The 17,132-nt window shown below is 51.9% G+C and carries 16 protein-coding genes and 1 other RNA gene; 2 read left to right on the top strand and 15 right to left on the bottom strand.

From position 1 onward, the window contains the following. Positions 1-15: 15 nt before the first annotated feature. The 13 genes from MKZ32_RS14775 to mraZ all read right to left on the bottom strand — a co-directional run bounded on the left by MKZ32_RS14775 (position 16) and on the right by mraZ (position 14,541). Entirely contained in the window at positions 16-963 is a 948-nt protein-coding gene (locus MKZ32_RS14775) for a D-alanine--D-alanine ligase (RefSeq protein ID WP_239797966.1), read from the bottom strand. Further along, the gene (gene murB, locus MKZ32_RS14770) at positions 956-1,936 is read right to left on the bottom strand and encodes a UDP-N-acetylmuramate dehydrogenase (RefSeq protein ID WP_239797965.1); all 981 of its coding nucleotides are present in this window, start codon (positions 1,934-1,936) and stop codon (positions 956-958) included. Before murB ends, MKZ32_RS14775 begins: the two co-directional genes overlap by 8 nt. After that, positions 1,933-3,351: a UDP-N-acetylmuramate--L-alanine ligase gene (gene murC, locus MKZ32_RS14765; RefSeq protein ID WP_239797964.1), complete on the bottom strand. Its 1,419-nt coding sequence runs from the start codon at positions 3,349-3,351 to the stop codon at positions 1,933-1,935. The genes murB and murC overlap by 4 nt, the downstream gene beginning before the upstream one ends. Then, the gene (gene murG / locus MKZ32_RS14760; protein WP_239797963.1) at positions 3,348-4,409 is read right to left on the bottom strand and encodes an undecaprenyldiphospho-muramoylpentapeptide beta-N-acetylglucosaminyltransferase; all 1,062 of its coding nucleotides are present in this window, start codon (positions 4,407-4,409) and stop codon (positions 3,348-3,350) included. The genes murC and murG overlap by 4 nt, the downstream gene beginning before the upstream one ends. 111 nt (positions 4,410-4,520) lie before the next feature. Next, positions 4,521-5,684, bottom strand: a complete 1,164-nt coding sequence (gene ftsW / locus MKZ32_RS14755) for a putative lipid II flippase FtsW (protein ID WP_239797962.1) — start codon at positions 5,682-5,684, stop codon at positions 4,521-4,523. Then, entirely contained in the window at positions 5,666-7,063 is a 1,398-nt protein-coding gene (gene murD, locus MKZ32_RS14750) for a UDP-N-acetylmuramoyl-L-alanine--D-glutamate ligase (protein ID WP_239798175.1), read from the bottom strand. The genes ftsW and murD overlap by 19 nt, the downstream gene beginning before the upstream one ends. Further along, positions 7,063-8,148 (bottom strand): phospho-N-acetylmuramoyl-pentapeptide-transferase, encoded by a 1,086-nt coding sequence (mraY, locus tag MKZ32_RS14745; protein WP_239797961.1) that lies wholly within the window; start codon positions 8,146-8,148, stop codon positions 7,063-7,065. Before mraY ends, murD begins: the two co-directional genes overlap by 1 nt. A gap of 21 nt (positions 8,149-8,169) precedes the next feature. Further along, positions 8,170-9,603, bottom strand: coding sequence for a UDP-N-acetylmuramoyl-tripeptide--D-alanyl-D-alanine ligase (locus MKZ32_RS14740; RefSeq protein ID WP_239797960.1), 1,434 nt, complete (start codon positions 9,601-9,603; stop codon positions 8,170-8,172). Then, on the bottom strand, positions 9,600-11,129 hold the full coding sequence (locus MKZ32_RS14735; protein ID WP_239797959.1) for a UDP-N-acetylmuramoyl-L-alanyl-D-glutamate--2,6-diaminopimelate ligase: 1,530 nt from the start codon (positions 11,127-11,129) through the stop codon (positions 9,600-9,602). Before MKZ32_RS14735 ends, MKZ32_RS14740 begins: the two co-directional genes overlap by 4 nt. Further along, positions 11,126-12,859 carry a peptidoglycan D,D-transpeptidase FtsI family protein gene (locus tag MKZ32_RS14730; RefSeq protein ID WP_239797958.1) on the bottom strand — a complete coding sequence of 578 codons (1,734 nt, stop codon included), beginning with the start codon at positions 12,857-12,859 and terminating at the stop codon, positions 11,126-11,128. Before MKZ32_RS14730 ends, MKZ32_RS14735 begins: the two co-directional genes overlap by 4 nt. Beyond that, on the bottom strand, positions 12,856-13,146 hold the full coding sequence (gene ftsL, locus MKZ32_RS14725; RefSeq protein WP_239797957.1) for a cell division protein FtsL: 291 nt from the start codon (positions 13,144-13,146) through the stop codon (positions 12,856-12,858). Before ftsL ends, MKZ32_RS14730 begins: the two co-directional genes overlap by 4 nt. After that, the gene (gene rsmH, locus MKZ32_RS14720) at positions 13,139-14,098 is read right to left on the bottom strand and encodes a 16S rRNA (cytosine(1402)-N(4))-methyltransferase RsmH (protein WP_239797956.1); all 960 of its coding nucleotides are present in this window, start codon (positions 14,096-14,098) and stop codon (positions 13,139-13,141) included. The genes ftsL and rsmH overlap by 8 nt, the downstream gene beginning before the upstream one ends. Continuing rightward, positions 14,095-14,541 carry a division/cell wall cluster transcriptional repressor MraZ gene (gene mraZ, locus MKZ32_RS14715; RefSeq protein WP_239797955.1) on the bottom strand — a complete coding sequence of 149 codons (447 nt, stop codon included), beginning with the start codon at positions 14,539-14,541 and terminating at the stop codon, positions 14,095-14,097. The genes rsmH and mraZ overlap by 4 nt, the downstream gene beginning before the upstream one ends. Positions 14,542-14,602: 61 nt before the next feature. Between mraZ and MKZ32_RS14710 the strand changes: the two genes are divergently transcribed. After that, entirely contained in the window at positions 14,603-14,794 is a 192-nt protein-coding gene (locus MKZ32_RS14710) for a hypothetical protein (RefSeq protein ID WP_239797954.1), read from the top strand. Between the two features lie 145 nt (positions 14,795-14,939). On the opposite strand, the gene rnpB is transcribed toward MKZ32_RS14710, so the two are convergent. Beyond that, positions 14,940-15,292: RNase P RNA component class A (rnpB, locus tag MKZ32_RS14705), an RNA gene on the bottom strand. Between the two features lie 516 nt (positions 15,293-15,808). Here rnpB and MKZ32_RS14700 point away from each other — a divergent pair. Then, positions 15,809-16,216, top strand: a complete 408-nt coding sequence (locus tag MKZ32_RS14700) for a tetratricopeptide repeat protein (protein ID WP_239797953.1) — start codon at positions 15,809-15,811, stop codon at positions 16,214-16,216. Positions 16,217-16,396: 180 nt separating this feature from the next. Here MKZ32_RS14700 and MKZ32_RS14695 read toward each other — a convergent pair whose 3' ends face one another. Next, positions 16,397-17,125 (bottom strand): ABC transporter ATP-binding protein, encoded by a 729-nt coding sequence (locus tag MKZ32_RS14695; protein WP_239797952.1) that lies wholly within the window; start codon positions 17,123-17,125, stop codon positions 16,397-16,399. Positions 17,126-17,132 lie beyond the last annotated feature (7 nt).

Genomic DNA, 17,132 nt, shown 5'->3' with positions numbered 1-17,132 from the left:
CGTAACGACTCCGGCTTATCCCACATGGGTCAAATCCAATATGGTTAGCACCAGTTGTTCGAAACTCATTCCTGCCTGACGTGCCGCCATCGGCACCAAGCTATGGTCGGTCATGCCGGGCACGGTATTGATCTCCAGCAAAAAAGGCTGTCCAGTCTCATCCGTCAAAAAATCCACACGTCCCCAGCCGGCGCCTCCTATCAGTGCAAAGCTTTGTAGTGCCAGCCGTTGCATCTCGGCTTCATTTTCTTGCGACAAACCAGAGGGACACAGATAGCGTGTATCGTTGCGCAAGTACTTTGCCTCATAGTCGTAAAATTCATTGGCTGGCTCTATCTTAATTACTGGCAGTGCCTGCTCACCAAGGATGGCGACCGTGTATTCGCCCCCGCTAATAAATGCCTCCGCAATTACCAATTTGTCGTGTTTCGCCGCTTCTGCATATGCAGCTTGCAGTTCACTGGCCTCTTTCACTTTACTGATGCCCACACTGGAACCTTCATTGGCTGGCTTGATGAATAGCGGCAACCCCAGCCGTTTCACTATCGCAGCCAAATCGCTGGCTGCATCGAGCATCTCATAAGCCGGAATAGGCAACCTTGCAGCCTGCCACACCAATTTGCTGCGCCACTTATCCATGGCTAGCGCTGAAGCCAACACCCCGCTACCGGTATAGGGTATGTTCATCAATTCAAGTGCGCCTTGCATTGTGCCGTCTTCGCCAAAGCGTCCGTGTAGCGCAATGAAGGCGCGTTGAAAACCATCCTCCAGCAGCTTATGTAAATCCTGTTCGGCAGGATCAAATGGCTGGGCATTAACCCCACTTTTCAGTAGCGCGGTCAGCACTGCTGCACCACTCTTGAGCGAGATTTCGCGCTCGGCAGAGCGCCCGCCACACAAGACCGCAACTTTTCCATGTTGTGCAGGGGGCAAGGAATGTGGGAAAAGGTATTGGTTATTCATGAGTGTTTGCGTACTCGCCGATAATTCGCACTTCCGGATGCAGGCAAATGCCGGTCTTGTGTTGCACACTCACCTGTACTTTGTTAATCAGATTTTCAATGTCTTCCGCCGTGGCTCCGCCCACGTTTACGATAAAGTTGCCGTGCTGTTCCGATACGCGCGCACCGCCGATCTGCAAGCTTTTCAACCCGCACTGCTCGATCAGACGTGCCGCATAATCATTTGGCGGATTGCGGAACACTGAGCCAGCATTCGGCAGGTTTAAGGGCTGGGAGGCAATGCGCTTGGATAACAGCGACTTAATCTCGCGGCGAGCGATTTCGCCGTCACTAGCTGGCAAGCGCAGTCTCGCGCCGACGAAAAATTCCTCTTGGTAAAAAGGCAAGGAATTAGGGATGTGGTCGTCGTGCTCAAGATATTTACCCTTCTTTCGCAACACAACATGCCGATAGCCAATCTCATAATCATCCGGCTCACGTTCCAATAGTTTTCCGCTACGCATTAGCGTCTGCGCATTTGCCACCACATTCCAAGTTTCGCTACCGTAGCAGCCAGCGTTCATTGCCAACATTCCGCCCAGTGTGCCGGGTATTCCGGCGAAAAATTCCGCACCCCTCAGGTTATGCTTTGCTGCGAAGCGAGCCAGCTTGGCACCGGATACACCAGCCTGCACATAGATCGATCCATCCGTTTCTATACGCATTTCGGTGAGCGCCGCATGTAACAGCAGCACCGTGCCGCGTAGACCTCCATCACGCACCAATAGGTTGCTGCCCAATCCCACTGCGACTACCAGCTCATCTGCTGGCAAGGTACGCAGGAAAACAATCAAGTCGGCCAAATCAGCGGGTTGATAGACTCTTTCAGCATGGCCACCAGCACGCCAACTGGTGTGGTGGCACATGGCGACGTTGCTGCGTAGCGTTCCGCGCAACGCTTCTGTAATAAATTGTGCGGGCTCGATCATGTTCATTTAGGAGATGCGCCAATACTTGTGGCTATATTTTTTAGCGTGTTCGCTACTCCACCGATCGAACCCGCTCCCATCGTTACGATCACATCACCGGCTTGTGCCATATTCAGAATGGCCTGCGGCATATCTTGAATTTGTTCCACGAACAGCACCTTGTTTTGCCCGGCCACACGTAACGCGCGTGTTAATGCTCGCCCGTCAGCTGCTACGATGGGTGCCTCACCTGCGGCATATACTTCGGCTAGCAGTAGCACATCCACCCCGCTTAATACCTTGACGAAATCTTCAAATAAATCACGCGTACGCGTGTAGCGATGGGGCTGAAACACCAGCAATAAACGCCGCCTCGGAAATGCCCCGCGCACAGCATTTACTGTCGCCAGTATTTCGATGGGATGATGGCCGTAATCATCGATCAGGGTAAAGGTACCACTGCCCGCTAGTGGAATTTCGCCATAGCGCTGAAAACGCCGCCCCACGCCCTCGAATTCACCGAGCGCGCTAATGATGGCATCATCTGCTACGCCGACTTCCAGCCCCACGGCGATTGCTGCCAGCGCATTCTGTACGTTATGCTGCCCGGGCAGATTGAGTATGATATCCAGATCGCGTGGCTGCCCGTTTTGTCGGCATAGTGCGGTAAATCGCATCTTGCCATCTTGGTGGCGCACATTCACCGCGCGGATTTGCGCATCTTCGGCAAAACCGTAAGTGGTAACTGGCTTGCTAATGCTGGGCAGAATGTCGCGTATGTTGGCATCATCCACGCACACCATGACCATGCCATAGAATGGTAAATGTTCGACAAAATCCACGAATGCCTGCTTCAACTTCGAGAAATCATGCTCGTATGTTTCCATGTGATCGGCATCTATGTTGGTAATCACAGCCAAGATGGGTTGCAGGTACAGAAACGAAGCATCCGATTCATCGGCTTCCACTACGATAAACTCACCAGTTCCCAGCTTGGCGTTGGTGCCGCTACTGTTAAGCTTCCCGCCAATTACAAAGGTCGGGTCAAAACCACCTTTGGCTAACACGCTCGCGGTCAGGCTGGTTGTGGTGGTCTTGCCATGTGTACCGGCCACGGCGATTCCCTGGCGTAAACGCATCAACTCTGCCAGCATCATTGCGCGCGGCACCACTGGAATATTGTGCGCGCGCGCGGCCACTATCTCCGGGTTGTCTGAATTCACTGCGGAAGACACTACCACTGCATTAGCATTCGCTGCATGACTATTGGCATGTCCTAAATACACTGTCGCGCCGAGTTGTTTCATACGCTGTGTGATCGCGTTGTCAGCTATATCAGAACCACTCACCTGATATCCCAAATTGAGTAATACTTCGGCTATTCCGCTCATGCCGGAGCCGCCTATGCCAACGAAGTGAATGTGTTTAACTTTATGTTTCATCCAGCCAACTCCATACATACTTGCGCAACGCACAGTGTTGCTTCCGGTTTGGCCAGTTTGCGTGCGCTTTGCGCCATGTTCAGCGCGCGTTCCCTGGTTATTCCCTGTAATAAATTTGCCAATGGCTGCGGTTTCAATTCAGTCTGTGGTAGTAGGGCGGCCGCGCCGCGCTCGCTGAGAAAGCGTGCATTGCCGGTCTGGTGATCATCCACCGCGAACGGAAATGGCACCAGTATGCTGGCCACGCCGGCTGCTGCCAGTTCGGCGATAGTCAAGGCTCCAGCACGACAAATTACTACGTCCGCCCAGGCATAGTGCTGTGCCATATCATCCAGAAATGGCTGAGACTCGGCGTTTACTGCCGCCTGCTGGTAGGCGGTGCGCACCGCCTCCAAATGCTGTTTGCCAGTTTGGTGTAACACATTGTGACGCGTAGCCTGTGGCAATAATGCCAATGCCTGCGGCACGCATTCATTGATTGCCTTCGCACCTAAACTGCCACCCAGCACTAATAGGTTAAGCACGCCGCTACGTGCGGCGTAGCGTATAGGTGGCTCGGGTAGCATGGTGATACTGTCGCGTACTGGATTGCCACACCATTCAGCTGCGGGCAGTACGTGCGGAAAACCGCTCAGCACTCTTGCGGCCAATCGCGCCAGAACTTTGTTGCTCAGTCCGGCAATAGAGTTTTGTTCGTGAATCAACAATGGACGGCGCATCAATGCAGCCATGATTCCGCCGGGGAAGGTGATGTAACCTCCCATGCCCAGTACTACGTCGGGACGATGACGAAACAATGCAGCACCGCTCTGCCCCAATGCCAGCAGCAGATTGAGTGGCAGCATCAATTTGCGCAACAGTCCCTTTCCGCGTAGACCGGAGAAACGCACATTGGCCATTTCATAACCATGTTGAGGTACCAACTGTGCTTCCATGCTTTTGGGCGCGCCCAGCCAAATGATGCGCCAGCCTTTTGAGCGTAGGTAGTCAGCCACAGCCAAGGCTGGGAAGATATGGCCACCCGTTCCGCCAGCCATAATCAGGATCTTACGCGTCATGATTGGCAGCTCCGGCACATAGACGGTTTAATCCCGACATAACATTAACTACGCGAATGTTGGCTTTTACTGAAACAGACGAAAGATGGGAGGTTCTGGTAATGATTAAAGTCATATTGGCAGACCTCTCAACATTCGTCTGTTTTCCCAATCGATGCGGAGTAGCAGCGCTGCCGCAATGCAACTCACTACCACGCTGCTGCCGCCAAAACTAAGAAAGGGCAGGGTTAACCCCTTGGTGGGCAATACTCCCGTATTTACGCCAATATTAATCATTGCTTGCACGCCCAGCCACACGGCAATACCCTGTGCCACCAACGCGGCAAACTGGCGATCGAGATTGGCGGCTTGACGGCCGATGGCGAAGGCGCGAATGATCAGCCCGGCAAATAACAGGATAACTATGCATACACCAACGAAGCCCAGCTCTTCAGCAATGACCGCGAGTAGAAAATCGGTATGTGCTTCTGGCAAGTAGAATAATTTTTGCAAACTACCGCCCAGCCCCACGCCGAACCACTCGCCGCGACCAAATGCGATCAGCGCATGGCTTAACTGGTAACCCTTGCCGTAAGGGTCAGACCATGGATCCATAAAGCCGACTACGCGCTGCATGCGATAAGGTGATGAAAAAATAAGGGCTGCAAATGCGATAGGCAGGGCAATCACCAATCCGGCGAACACTTTGATATTAAAACCACCAAGAAACAGAATAGAGATCGCGACAATACAAATCACCACAAAAGAACCCATATCCGGTTCGAGCAATAACAGGCCTCCGACCAGCGCCATCACCGCGAACATCGGTAGAAATGCTTGGCCCCAGTGATCTTTGAGCAAACCTTTGCGCACGGTGTAATCGGCTGCATACAGCACGGCAAATAATTTTATGAGTTCAGATGGTTGGAGATTAATGACGAAAAGTGAGAGCCAGCGGCGGCTGCCATTTACTTCGCGCCCGATGCCGGGGATAAGCACTAAAATGAGTAGTGCCACGCCAAGCAGAAACAGGTAGGGCGCCAATCTCTGCCAGTTCTGTAGCGATACTTGGAACGCCATTACCCCGGCCATGATACCTACGAAAATATACAGGCTATGCCGCACCAAATAATATGCAGGCTGAAAGCCAGTGAACTTGCTTGCTTCGGCAGTGGCGATGGAGGCTGAATACACCATTACTAGTCCGAACGACAGCAACGCGATGGTTATCCACGACAGTGTCTTGTCATATTCCACTAATGCATGGTGGCGGCTGGTCAGGCTTGCGGCGAGCATGGCGCATCCCCTTGCAAAGCATGCACTGCGGCGATAAATGCTTCCGCACGATGGCTGTAATTACGGAACATATCAAAGCTGGCGCAGGCTGGCGATAACAGGACTGCGTCGCCCGGCTGTGCCAGAGAGGCACTCTGACGTACTGCATCGGCCATGGTCTGTGCATGAACCACAGGCACACCACAATTCTGTAGCACCGCTGCAATCTTGTCGGCATCGCGACCGATGAGCACTACTGCGCGCGCATACTGCATCACTACCGGATAGAGCGGTGCAAAATCCTGTCCTTTGCCCTCTCCGCCAGCAATTAACACGGCAGGCCGTCTTAAACCCTGTAGCGCCGCTATGGTAGCGCCGACATTCGTTCCTTTGGAATCGTCGTAATAAACGATGTCGTTGATTTCTGCGATGGGCTGCACGCGATGAGGCAAACCCTCGAAAGCTCGTAATGCATTCAGTAACGGTGTCAGCGGCAAATCTATGCCATGGCACAAGGCCAGAGCAGCCAGTGCATTCGCCACATTATGTAGCCCCGCCACTCGCAGTTCATTGGCATTCATTACACGCCGCTGGCCATGCATTAACCATACATCTTCGCTGCTGCTATCTATGCCCCAGTCATTATCGGTGGGAGGCGGTGTATTCAAACCAAATGAATTTTGTATGCGTCCTGATAACGCCATGCCAGTACTGTTTTCATCATCGCGATTGAGCACTTGCACGCTTTTTTGTCCATTGTTACGGAAGATGCGCGCCTTGGCGGCTATATATTCGTTGATGTCGGAATAACGATCGAGATGGTCTTCGCTGATGTTGAGTACCGTGGCTGCATCTGCACTGAGAGAGGATGTGGTTTCTAATTGAAAGCTGGAAAGTTCAAGCACCCAAACATCCGGTTGCTGCCCTTGGCGTTGTAATAGCACATCCAGCACTGCGGGCGAAATATTGCCAGCTACTTCCGTGTCCAAGCCTGCCGCACGGCACATTGCACCGACCATGCTGGTTACCGTGGATTTACCATTGGCACCGGTGATGGCAATAATTTTCGGGCAATTATCTTGTGGCAATGATCTGGCAAATAATTCAATATCTCCCATTATTGGAATGCCACGTGCCACCGCCTGCACTACCAATTGATTGCTTAATGGCATACCTGGACTGATAGCGATCAAATCGATACCATTGAGCAATTCGCTGCGAAATACCCCGCAGTGCAGCTCTGTCTCGGGAAACTGAGTGCGTAATGCATCCAGAGAGGGAGGGAGGTCACGGCTGTCGGCAGCACGCACCCGCGCACCCTGTGCACTAAGCCAGCGCACAAGCGATAGTCCGGTCTCGCCGAGACCAAGCACCAGCACTGATTTATTTGTTAATGGCATCATCGTAATTTCAGCGTAGTCAATCCGATTAATACCAACATCATTGAAATAATCCAAAACCGCACAACTACTTGATTCTCTTTCCAGCCCTTCAATTCATAATGATGATGGAGCGGCGCCATGCGAAAAATACGCTTGCCAGTAAGCTTGAAAGAAGCCACCTGGATGATCACCGACAGCGTTTCCAGTACGAATACTCCGCCCATGATAAGCAGGACAATTTCCTGGCGCACGATCACCGCCACCGTGCCCAGCGCAGCGCCCAGCGCCAGCGCACCTACGTCGCCCATGAACACTTCTGCCGGATAAGCGTTAAACCACAAAAAAGCCAACCCCGCGCCCGCAATTGCGCCGCAGAATACCGCCAATTCGCTCGCGCCAGGAATATGCGGCATGCCAAGATACTTGGCGAATACTGCATGGCCCGCAACATAAGCGAAGATCGCCAGCGCACTGCTGATCATCACCGTGGGCATGATCGCCAAGCCGTCCAGACCATCGGTCAAATTTACTGCGTTACTGGTACCAACGATAACCAGGCAGGCCAGCAGAATGAATGTGAATGCCGCGAGCGGAAATACCAGATGCTTGAAGAAAGGCACGATCAGTTCGGTATGCGCAGGCAGGCTGGCGTGTTGCCACAGGTACGCGGCCACGATCACTGCAATGATGGATTGCCACAATATCTTGGCTTTGGCAGATAGCCCCTTGGGGTTGCGATGAACTACTTTGCGATAGTCATCGACCCAGCCGATCGCCCCGAAACCCAATGTGGTGAGCAACACCACCCATACATACCTGTTGCTCAGATCGGCCCACAATAACGTGGTGATGGCTATCGAGGTGAGAATTAACGCGCCCCCCATTGTTGGCGTGCCAGCTTTTATCAGATGTGTCTGCGGGCCGTCATCCCGTACCGCTTGGCCTATCTTATAGGCGGTTAGCTTGCGTATCATCATCGGTCCGACCAGGAAGGAAATAGATAACGCAGTTATTGCAGCCAGCACAGCGCGCAGTGTGATGTAACTGAAAACGCTGAATACACTGACATATTGCGATAACCATTGCGCGAATATAAGTAACATTTTGCTTCTTTCGCCGGGCGATTAGGAGGAAAGGGTTAAGGAAGGATGGTGAAGCTTGTGCATGGACTCTTCCTTGCTTCTTTCTTCTCTTACCTGATTCGTTCGAGTGCAGTGCTGCACCACCCGCTCCATGCGCATGAAGCGCGAGCCCTTCACTAGTATTGTGCTATCACTATCCAAATTCTTATCCAGCACGGCGAATAAATCCTCAATGCGTTCAAAGTGACGAGCGCCTGGGCCGAACTCATGTACCGTATGTGGTGTCAATTTACCCAATGCTAATAGTTGGTTCACCCCAAAACGGCGGGCTTCTGCGCCAATTTCACTATGCAGGTGTACAGCGTCCTCTCCCAACTCTCCCATGTCGCCCAGTACCAGGATTTTTTTACCGGCGCTCTGCGCCAATACCTCGAGTGCGGCGTGCAGTGAGGCCGGATTGGCGTTGTAGCTGTCATCTATTAGTATCGCACCCTGCAGTGCAGTTTTACGCTGCAAACGAGCGGTCACGCCAGAAAACCGTTCCAGCCCTGCTGCAATCGCTGGCACGAGCACGTGCAAGGCCAGCGCTGCCGCAGTAGCGGCCAGCGCGTTGCGGACGTTGTGGACCCCTGGAACTTGCAACTGTGCACTGAAGCTACCCTGCGGCATACTCACTTCGATATGCGCGCCATCGTCCCTTACTTGCCATTGCGCATGTACCGCTACACTTTTTCCCAGACCGAATTCAATAATCGTATGGCCGTCTGCCAACTCGCGCCATAGTGGTGCATAAGCGTCATCTGCATTAATGACCGCAGTGCCTTGAGGCGACAACCCTGTGAAAATTTCTCCTTTAGCGCGTGCCACTGCGTCCACTGAACCCAATCCGGCCAAGTGTGCGCTGCCCGCGTTGTTGACGATAGCGACATCCGGCCGTGCCAACCGGGTCAAGTATTCAATTTCTCCCTGATGGTTCATACCCATCTCGATCACTGCATAGCGATGAACGGCTCGCAGCTTAAGCAAAGTAAGGGGCATACCAATGTCATTGTTGAGATTTCCAAGCGTTGCTAACACTGCGTTGTCATCACCCGTTGCTGCGCGCAATATGCTTGCCAACATTTCCTTCACCGTGGTCTTGCCGTTGCTGCCGGTCACTGCTATCACGGGGATGTCGAACTGCGCCCGCCAATGAGCTGCCAGACGACCTAATGCCAGGCGTGTGTCTTCCACCAGCAGCAAAGGGCACGGTGACTCAACGTTTCGATAATTTGTAGCTGTTACCAATGCAGCGACTGCACCGCTTTGAGTCGCACTGGCAACAAATGCGACACCGTCGTAATTTTCTCCCTGCAACGCTACAAACAGATCGCCTGCATTGATCGCTCGACTATCGCTGGACACGGAGGTAAACAATACATCGTGGCCGACAAGCTCGCAGCCCAATACTTGTGCGGCCTGCGATAGCAGCATCATGCCCGCGCCTCATTGCGCCAAGCCAACAACGCGCGCTGTGCAACCTCGGCGTCGCTGAACGGATATTTGATACCCCTGACTTCCTGATATGACTCGTGCCCTTTACCGGCAATCAGTACGATATCCGTCGCATGCGCGCTGAGGACTGCTTGTGCGATGGCCGAGGCGCGATCTTCTATGATTTGGTATGTGCCGTTCGTTTCCCTTCTTCCTGACGTAATGCCGGATACAATGGTTGCGATTATGTCGAGTGGCGCTTCACTGCGCGGGTTGTCGCTGGTAATAATAGAGATGTCTGCCAATTTGGCTGCGATAGCCCCCATCATTGGGCGTTTGCCGCGGTCGCGGTCGCCACCACAACCGAACACACAAATCAGTTTGCCGTTATCAGCTCCGACTATTGCATGTCCGACCAATTCACGTAGGGCCTGTAACACTTTTTCCAGTGCATCCGGGGTATGTGCATAGTCCACCACCACAGTGGGGCGACCGCCCTCACTAAAAGTCTGCATGCGTCCGGGCACCGCGCTGATATGCGACAATTCGTGCAGCGCATTGCTTAATGTCACTCCACTCACCAGCAACACCGCCATCACGCCCAACAGATTGGCAACATTAAAGCGTCCAATCAGTGTGTTATGCAGTTCACCACCGCCCCAGCTGGAATGTATTTGCAGGCTGAACCCCTGCCTATCCATACGTAATGCGCCACCGTAAACCATGCGTAAACCGAGGCGCTCGGCCAAGGCCAAAGCGGCATCGTTTAGACCGTAGCCCACCACTTCCACCCCTTTGTCCTGTAGTTGTTCGGCAATCTCGGCACCGAATGCATCATCCAGATTGAGTACAACGTATTTAAGTTGTTGCCAATCGAATAAGCGGCGCTTGGCCGCCGCATAGCTATGCATGTCGCCGTGATAATCGAGATGGTCTCGGCTGAGGTTGGTAAGCAGCGCTACATCGAATTGCACCCCATTCACGCGCCCTTGTTCCAAAGCATGAGAGGACACCTCCATTGCTACAGCCTGTGCGCCCTGCGCGAGATAATCGGCTAATAATTCATGCAGGCGGATGGCATCGGGTGTGGTGTTGAGAGTGGGCTGCAAAGCAGAGTGAAAGCCGTTGCCCAAGGTTCCGATCAGCGCAGTTTTTTTGCCCAGCGCGCAAAATGATTGTGCAATCCAGTGGCAGCATGATGTCTTACCATTGGTGCCGGTGATACCAACTACCCACATTTTTTGCGAGGGACTGCCATAGACATGGTCAGCAATCTCTCCGGCATGATGGCGCAGATCGGCGACTGCCAAATTGGGGAGTTGCCATGCTCCGTTCCAGCTGAAGCCGAGCGCTTCCCAGATCACCGCATTGGCACCATTTGCGATAGCTTGCTTAATGAACTGACGCCCATCTGCCTTGCTACCGGGGTAGGCGATGAATGTATCACCTGGCGCAACCGCGCGGCTCTCCGTCGCTAGCCGCGTGACTTTTACGCCGAGGGAGGAAATGAGGTCGGAATGGAAGCTCACACTTCTTCCTTTACAATATCGACAGGTAGCGGCATTAATACATTTCCGAGCTGTGTATCGTTAGGCACGTTGAGCAGCCGCAGCGTAGCGCCCATCACATTACTAAATACGGGTGCTGCGACCATACCGCCGTAATATTGACCGTTGTTGGGCTCGTTGATCATCACTGCCACGACCAGGCGTGGGTTGGACGCGGGTGCCAATCCGACAAAAGAAGAAATATAACGATTGATGTAGCGCCCCCCCTCTAGCTTGTGCGCAGTGCCAGTCTTGCCTGCTACGCGGTAGCCATTGATCTGTGCCAGCGGCGCGGTGCCGCCTGGCAGAACCGCCAGTTCCAGCATAGCGAGTATTTCGCGCGCGGTGGCATTCGAATATACTTTTTTGCCGTTCACAGGTGCATCCAGCTTAAGCCACGACACTGGCCTCAATTCACCATTGTTTGCAAATATGGTATAGGCGCGTGCCAGTTGCAACAGGCTGACGGAAATGCCGTGGCCATAGGAAAGGGTGGCTTGCTCAATGGGCCGCCACTTCTTGTAATCGTGTAATTTACCTGCCGCCTCACCGGGGAAGCCACTGCCGGTCTGCATGCCAAAACCACTTTCGTTCAGGCTTTGCCAGATTTTTTCCGGCGGCAAGGATAGTGCAATCTTAGCCGCGCCCACGTTACTGGATTTCTGAATTACTTGTGCCACTGTGAGCGCTTCTTCGGGATGGGTGTCATGAATTTTGTGTTTGCCGACTAGCATTGTCCCATTTTCGGTATTGATAATGGTTTGTGGCGTCACGTTACCCGTTTCCAGCGCGGCCGCTACGGTGAAAGGCTTGAGCGTGGAACCCGGTTCGAATAGATCAGTCACAGCATGGTTGCGCAGTACCTGAAGGTTGGACTTGGCACGATTATTAGGGTTGTAACTTGGCCAATTGGCCAGCGCCAACACTTCGCCGCTTTTAGCGTCTAACACTACAATGGAGCCGGCTTTGGCATTATGGTGCTCGACCGCCAGCTTTATTTCTCGGTAGGCTAAATATTGGATTTTGCTGTCTATACTTAGCGCCAGATTGCTGCCCGGCTTGGGCGCGCGAATGCTGGCGACGTCTTCGACAATATGGCCCTTGCGATCCTTGATTACGCGTTGGCTGCCCGCTTTGCCACCGAGCTGATTTTGTAATGCCAGCTCCAATCCTTCCTGACCGTTGTCGTCCACGTCAGTGAAACCGAGTAGGTGTGCTGTTATGTCTCCGCTTGGGTAATAGCGGCGATACTCACGCCGTAGTGACACACCGGGCATGCCCAGCTTGACGATTTTTTCCGCCTGTTCGGGTGGTAACTGACGCTGGAGATAAACGAAGTCACGCGTAGTGTCGAATAAACGATTCTTCACTTCTGTGATATTCATGCCCATGATCCGCGCTAACTGATTCACTTGTTGTGGAGTCGCTTCTACATCTTGCGGGCTAACCCAAATGGATTCTACAGGCGTGCTGATGGCGAGCGGCTCTCCATTGCGATCGGTAATCATGCCGCGGTGCGCACTAATATCGACGACACGGTTGGAACGTGCATTTCCTTTCTGTTGCAAGAAATTATTGTTGATGCTTTGCAAATAGACTGCCCGCACGATCAATGCACCCATGCCAAATAGCAATAGGGCAAATAACAGCTGAGAACGCCACGGCGGTAATGTTGCAAGCTTGGCGGCCTGTATATTGCTGGGATAATTCATGGTTGCGTTAAAGATTTATTCAGCTCTTCAGCACGAATAAATTGGATCTGTTGGCTTTTCGGGAGCTGCATTTGCAACTTGTCGACTGCGATTTTCTCCACCCGCGCTGGCATCGCCCAGGTACTTTGCTCAAGTTGTAATTGTCCCCATTCCACTTCCATTTGCTGCGCGCGGTCCTTTTCCTTTTGTAATTCCGCAAACAATTTGCGCGCCTTGTCTTGTGAGGTCACAACACCCAGCGCGCAAATGATCACCATAAGTAAGAGCAATAGATGCACCCTAGTCATCTGCCGCGCCCATCCGTTCTGCTACGCGCATCACCGCACTGCGCGCTCGCGGGTTAGTTGCCACTTCCTGCGATGTGGCGTGAATTGCTTTGCCGATTAGGCGCAGCCTTCCTTTTGGTATATCTGCAGCGCGAATGGGTAAATTACGCGGTAACTTATCGCCCTGCGCCATGTTGCGCAGAAAATGTTTTACCATCCGGTCTTCCAGCGAATGGAAACTGATGACCACGATACGTCCTCCTAGTCTTAGGCAATCCACACATTGCGGGAGAACCCGCGCAATTTCTTCGAGTTCTTGGTTGAGATAAATCCGTATAGCTTGAAAGGTACGTGTCGCCGGATTTTTCCCGGGCTCACGTGTACGCACGGCCTGAGCAACAATCTCGCTGAGCTGACGCGTAGTGGAGATAGTTTTCTCTTGGCGTGCAGCAACAAGCGCTCTTGCAATCTGTGTAGCAAACCGTTCCTCGCCATAGTCACGTATTACCTCTCCAAGCAAACTTTCATTTACGGTGGCCAGCCATTCTGCGGCGGTTTGTCCGCTGCTGGTATCCATACGCATGTCCAGCGGCGCGTCGAAACGGAAGCTGAAGCCGCGTTGCTCATCATCCAGTTGCGGCGAAGACACCCCCAAATCGAGCAACACCCCATCTATTTTTTCAACCGCCAGTTTGTTCAACAATTTAGTCAAGTGTGCGAATCCGCTGTGCACCATGACAAAACGTGAATCAGTAATCGCCTGCGCCGCAGCTACTGCCGCAGGGTCCTTATCCAACGCAATTAAACGACCCATCGCGTCCAGCTTTTGCAGTATCAGCTGACTGTGCCCCCCTCGCCCGAACGTGCCGTCCACATAGACACCATCCGGTTTAATCTGCAATGCCTCAATGGCTTCGTGCAATAAAACTGTTTCATGCAGCAATATGGGTGTGTGAGATAAGCAACCACTCACAACGTGAATCCCTCCAGTTCCGGGGGAAGCTCGCCATGGGAAAACGACAACGCTATTTCTTGCTGCGCTGTCCATTTTGCCTCATCCCACAATTCGAGTTTATTGCCTTGGCCAATCAGCATTACGCGCTTATCCAACATGGCGTAGCCACGCAAGGCGGGAGAAATTAGTACACGTCCCGCTGCATCCATTTCGACATCTTCGGCGTAACCAATCAGGCGGCGCTGTAGCGCGCGTATGCGGGGATTAAGAGAGGATAATTTAAGCAGTTTGTCGCGTATCGGTTGCCATTCAGGCTGCGGATAACACAGTAAGCAACCATCCGCATCAGCAGTTAGCACTAACTGACCAGCGAAATGCGCGAGCAAGATATCACGATGCCGAGCTGGTATCGCGAGCCTGCCTTTGCTATCCAGACTGAGTTGTGTCGCTCCCTGAAACATTATCGCAACCCTGTACTTGCCAACCCACAAAAACCCACTTTTCCCCACTTCGCTTCACTATATGGAAAAAAGTAGGCTGGGTCAAGCAATAAAATTAGATTTTTCTTTGCGCGACAAGCAGTTAGAGCTGAAAGTTGATGTTGTATTAATTTCTTTAATAAATAATGGATTGCACAAAAATGCTAAAGCTATTTATGATGTTTGTTGGGTTTGTGAGGAGCAGAGCGTGATGGTGCTAGGCCTGCGGAATTAAAAGAGGTATTTGAGGTGTTTTAGTTTCATGTCAATGAAAACAAAAACTTGGTAGAAGCTACCCTTTTGGCAGCGATAGTTTTTATGCTGGCCTATATTCAAGCCGTTTTCGCTCGAATTATCATTCTTGGATATTTATCGAAATCAAGTGAAGCTAGCCGATAAGCCGGGTTCTGTCGTGGACAGTCATTCCTCTAGGCGTTTCGTTACCTGACGCTCAAGCGACCTACCCGCAGGCGACGCGAGCCACGTCATTACCTGCCTATTTGGTCTTGCTCCAGATGGAGTTTACCGTGCCGTCCGTGTTACCACGTCCGCGGTGGGCTCTTACCCCGCCGTTTCACCCTCGCCGTTTCCTTGCAGAACTTAGGCAGACTATTCTCTGTGGCACTTTTCATCACCTCACGGTGTCCGGCCATTAACCGGCATCTTGCTCTACGGAGCCCGGACTTTCCTCCCCGCCCATACTTGCGGACGCGGCGACTGTCTAGCCAGCTTCTCGGCGAGTTTAACACGGTATAGAAATTAATCTCGCTAAATAGATCAAGTGAGCGGGACTCGTTCAGTAGTAATGTTCGGCCATAGGTATTTTTTGAGGGCAATATTCAGATTGCCCTGCCAAGAACGTCAATACTTGCGCTATCGTGTGCAGATTTGGATCATCCAAAACCATGCCTCGTATAATTATCATTTATAACCCGAGTCATTTAGACTCGTTCCATATTGGACGAGGCTGGGGATATGAATCTCTAATAAAGAGGTAAAATTATACTTGAGAGCTAATTTATGAATTAGCAATGCAGGCCATCTTTAAATTTGGTAACTATAGTAGAGGGTTGGTGAATTTTTGATGAATTTAAATAAAAATATAATATAAAATACTTTATAAGCTTCAAATCCAGTCTTGGACTACCCATGCCACAATGTTTTTACAGCTATTACAAAGTTATTTGGTGATTAGCCAGCCTGTTTTGCGCGAAACAAAGAATTCATATTGCATTATTTAGGAGAAACCATGAACTCAGTAAGCTTCTATGTCAACGCTTGGTTTGCCCAAGGCGTATCCTGTGACAATCTTAAACAATACGAGGAGGCAATTGAGGCATATCGGCAAGCACTGCGCCTTCAGCCAGAGTATGCCGATGCTTGGTATAACTTGGGTATTACTTATGGAAATCTTAAAAAATACAGTCTGGCGATTCTGGCGTATGAGGAAGCGGTGCGTATTGAGCCAGAGAAGGCTAGTGCCTGGTTTAACCTAGGCGTTGCTTATTATTTCCAAGACAAGCGGGAAAAGGTGCGGGAAATTTACCAGACCTTGCGCAAGCTTGATTTAGCTATGGCGGATGAGTATTCCAACGCTGTATTTACTGAATTCAAAATAAACCCTGGCTCACACTACAGTCCACCGCCCGACATTTGAATGTGCTGCGCTAACTCTTCGTGGGGATATCATTCCTCGCATCGTTGCAGTGCAAGATGGATGTGAGCTCGTCCAATATTATCGCCTTTCTGCGCAGTCGTCTATTGTTGTCTTATCTCTTTGAGACCGATATAAATTGTCGTTATGGCATCCACCAATAGGCAGTCTGTTAAAGATGAACTAACTGCCCAGATAGGCGCGACGCACCACAGCGCTCCCCAGAAGATTGGCGGCGCTGTCGGATAACGTAATCAGGCCGCTTTCCATCACATAACCGCGTTGCGCCACTTCGAGGGCAAGCTTGGCGTTCTGCTCAACCAGCAGAATTGAAACACCCTGTGCGGAAATGTTGCGGATGGTTTCAAAAATTTTGACCACCATCATCGGTGCCAGTCCCATGCTGGGTTCATCCAGCATCAATAGTTTGGGGCGGCTCATCAACGCGCGTCCCAGTGCCATCATTTGTTGTTCGCCGCCGGACAACGTGCCGGCCAGTTGCATATGGCGCTCGGCCAAGCGCGGAAACAACTTGTAGATGTGTTGCATATCCTGCGCAATGGAGAATTTGTCGTTGCGGCAATATGCACCCATCTGCAAATTCTCTTCCACCGTCAGTCGCGCGAATACGCCACGGCCTTCCGGCACTAATACTAATCCTTCTTGTATAAGTTGATGTGCGGCGTGGCGTTGTAAAGATATGCCGCGGTAATGTATTTCGCCTGCAGAGGGGTGTAGCAAGCCAGCTAACGCCTTAAGCGTTGTGGTTTTACCGGCACCGTTGCTGCCGATGAGTGCGACCAGCTCGCCCGGTGCTACGTCGAGATCAATGCCTTTTAGTGCCTGAATGCCGCCGTAGGCTACTTTCAGATCGCGTACCTGCAACAGTGATCTTGATTCAGGTGCAATCATGGTTTTG

It is taken from the genome of Candidatus Nitrotoga arctica, assembly GCF_918378365.1.
In the GTDB taxonomy this organism is placed as follows: domain Bacteria; phylum Pseudomonadota; class Gammaproteobacteria; order Burkholderiales; family Gallionellaceae; genus Nitrotoga; species Nitrotoga arctica.
This window is presented reverse-complemented; position numbering and strand designations above follow the sequence as displayed.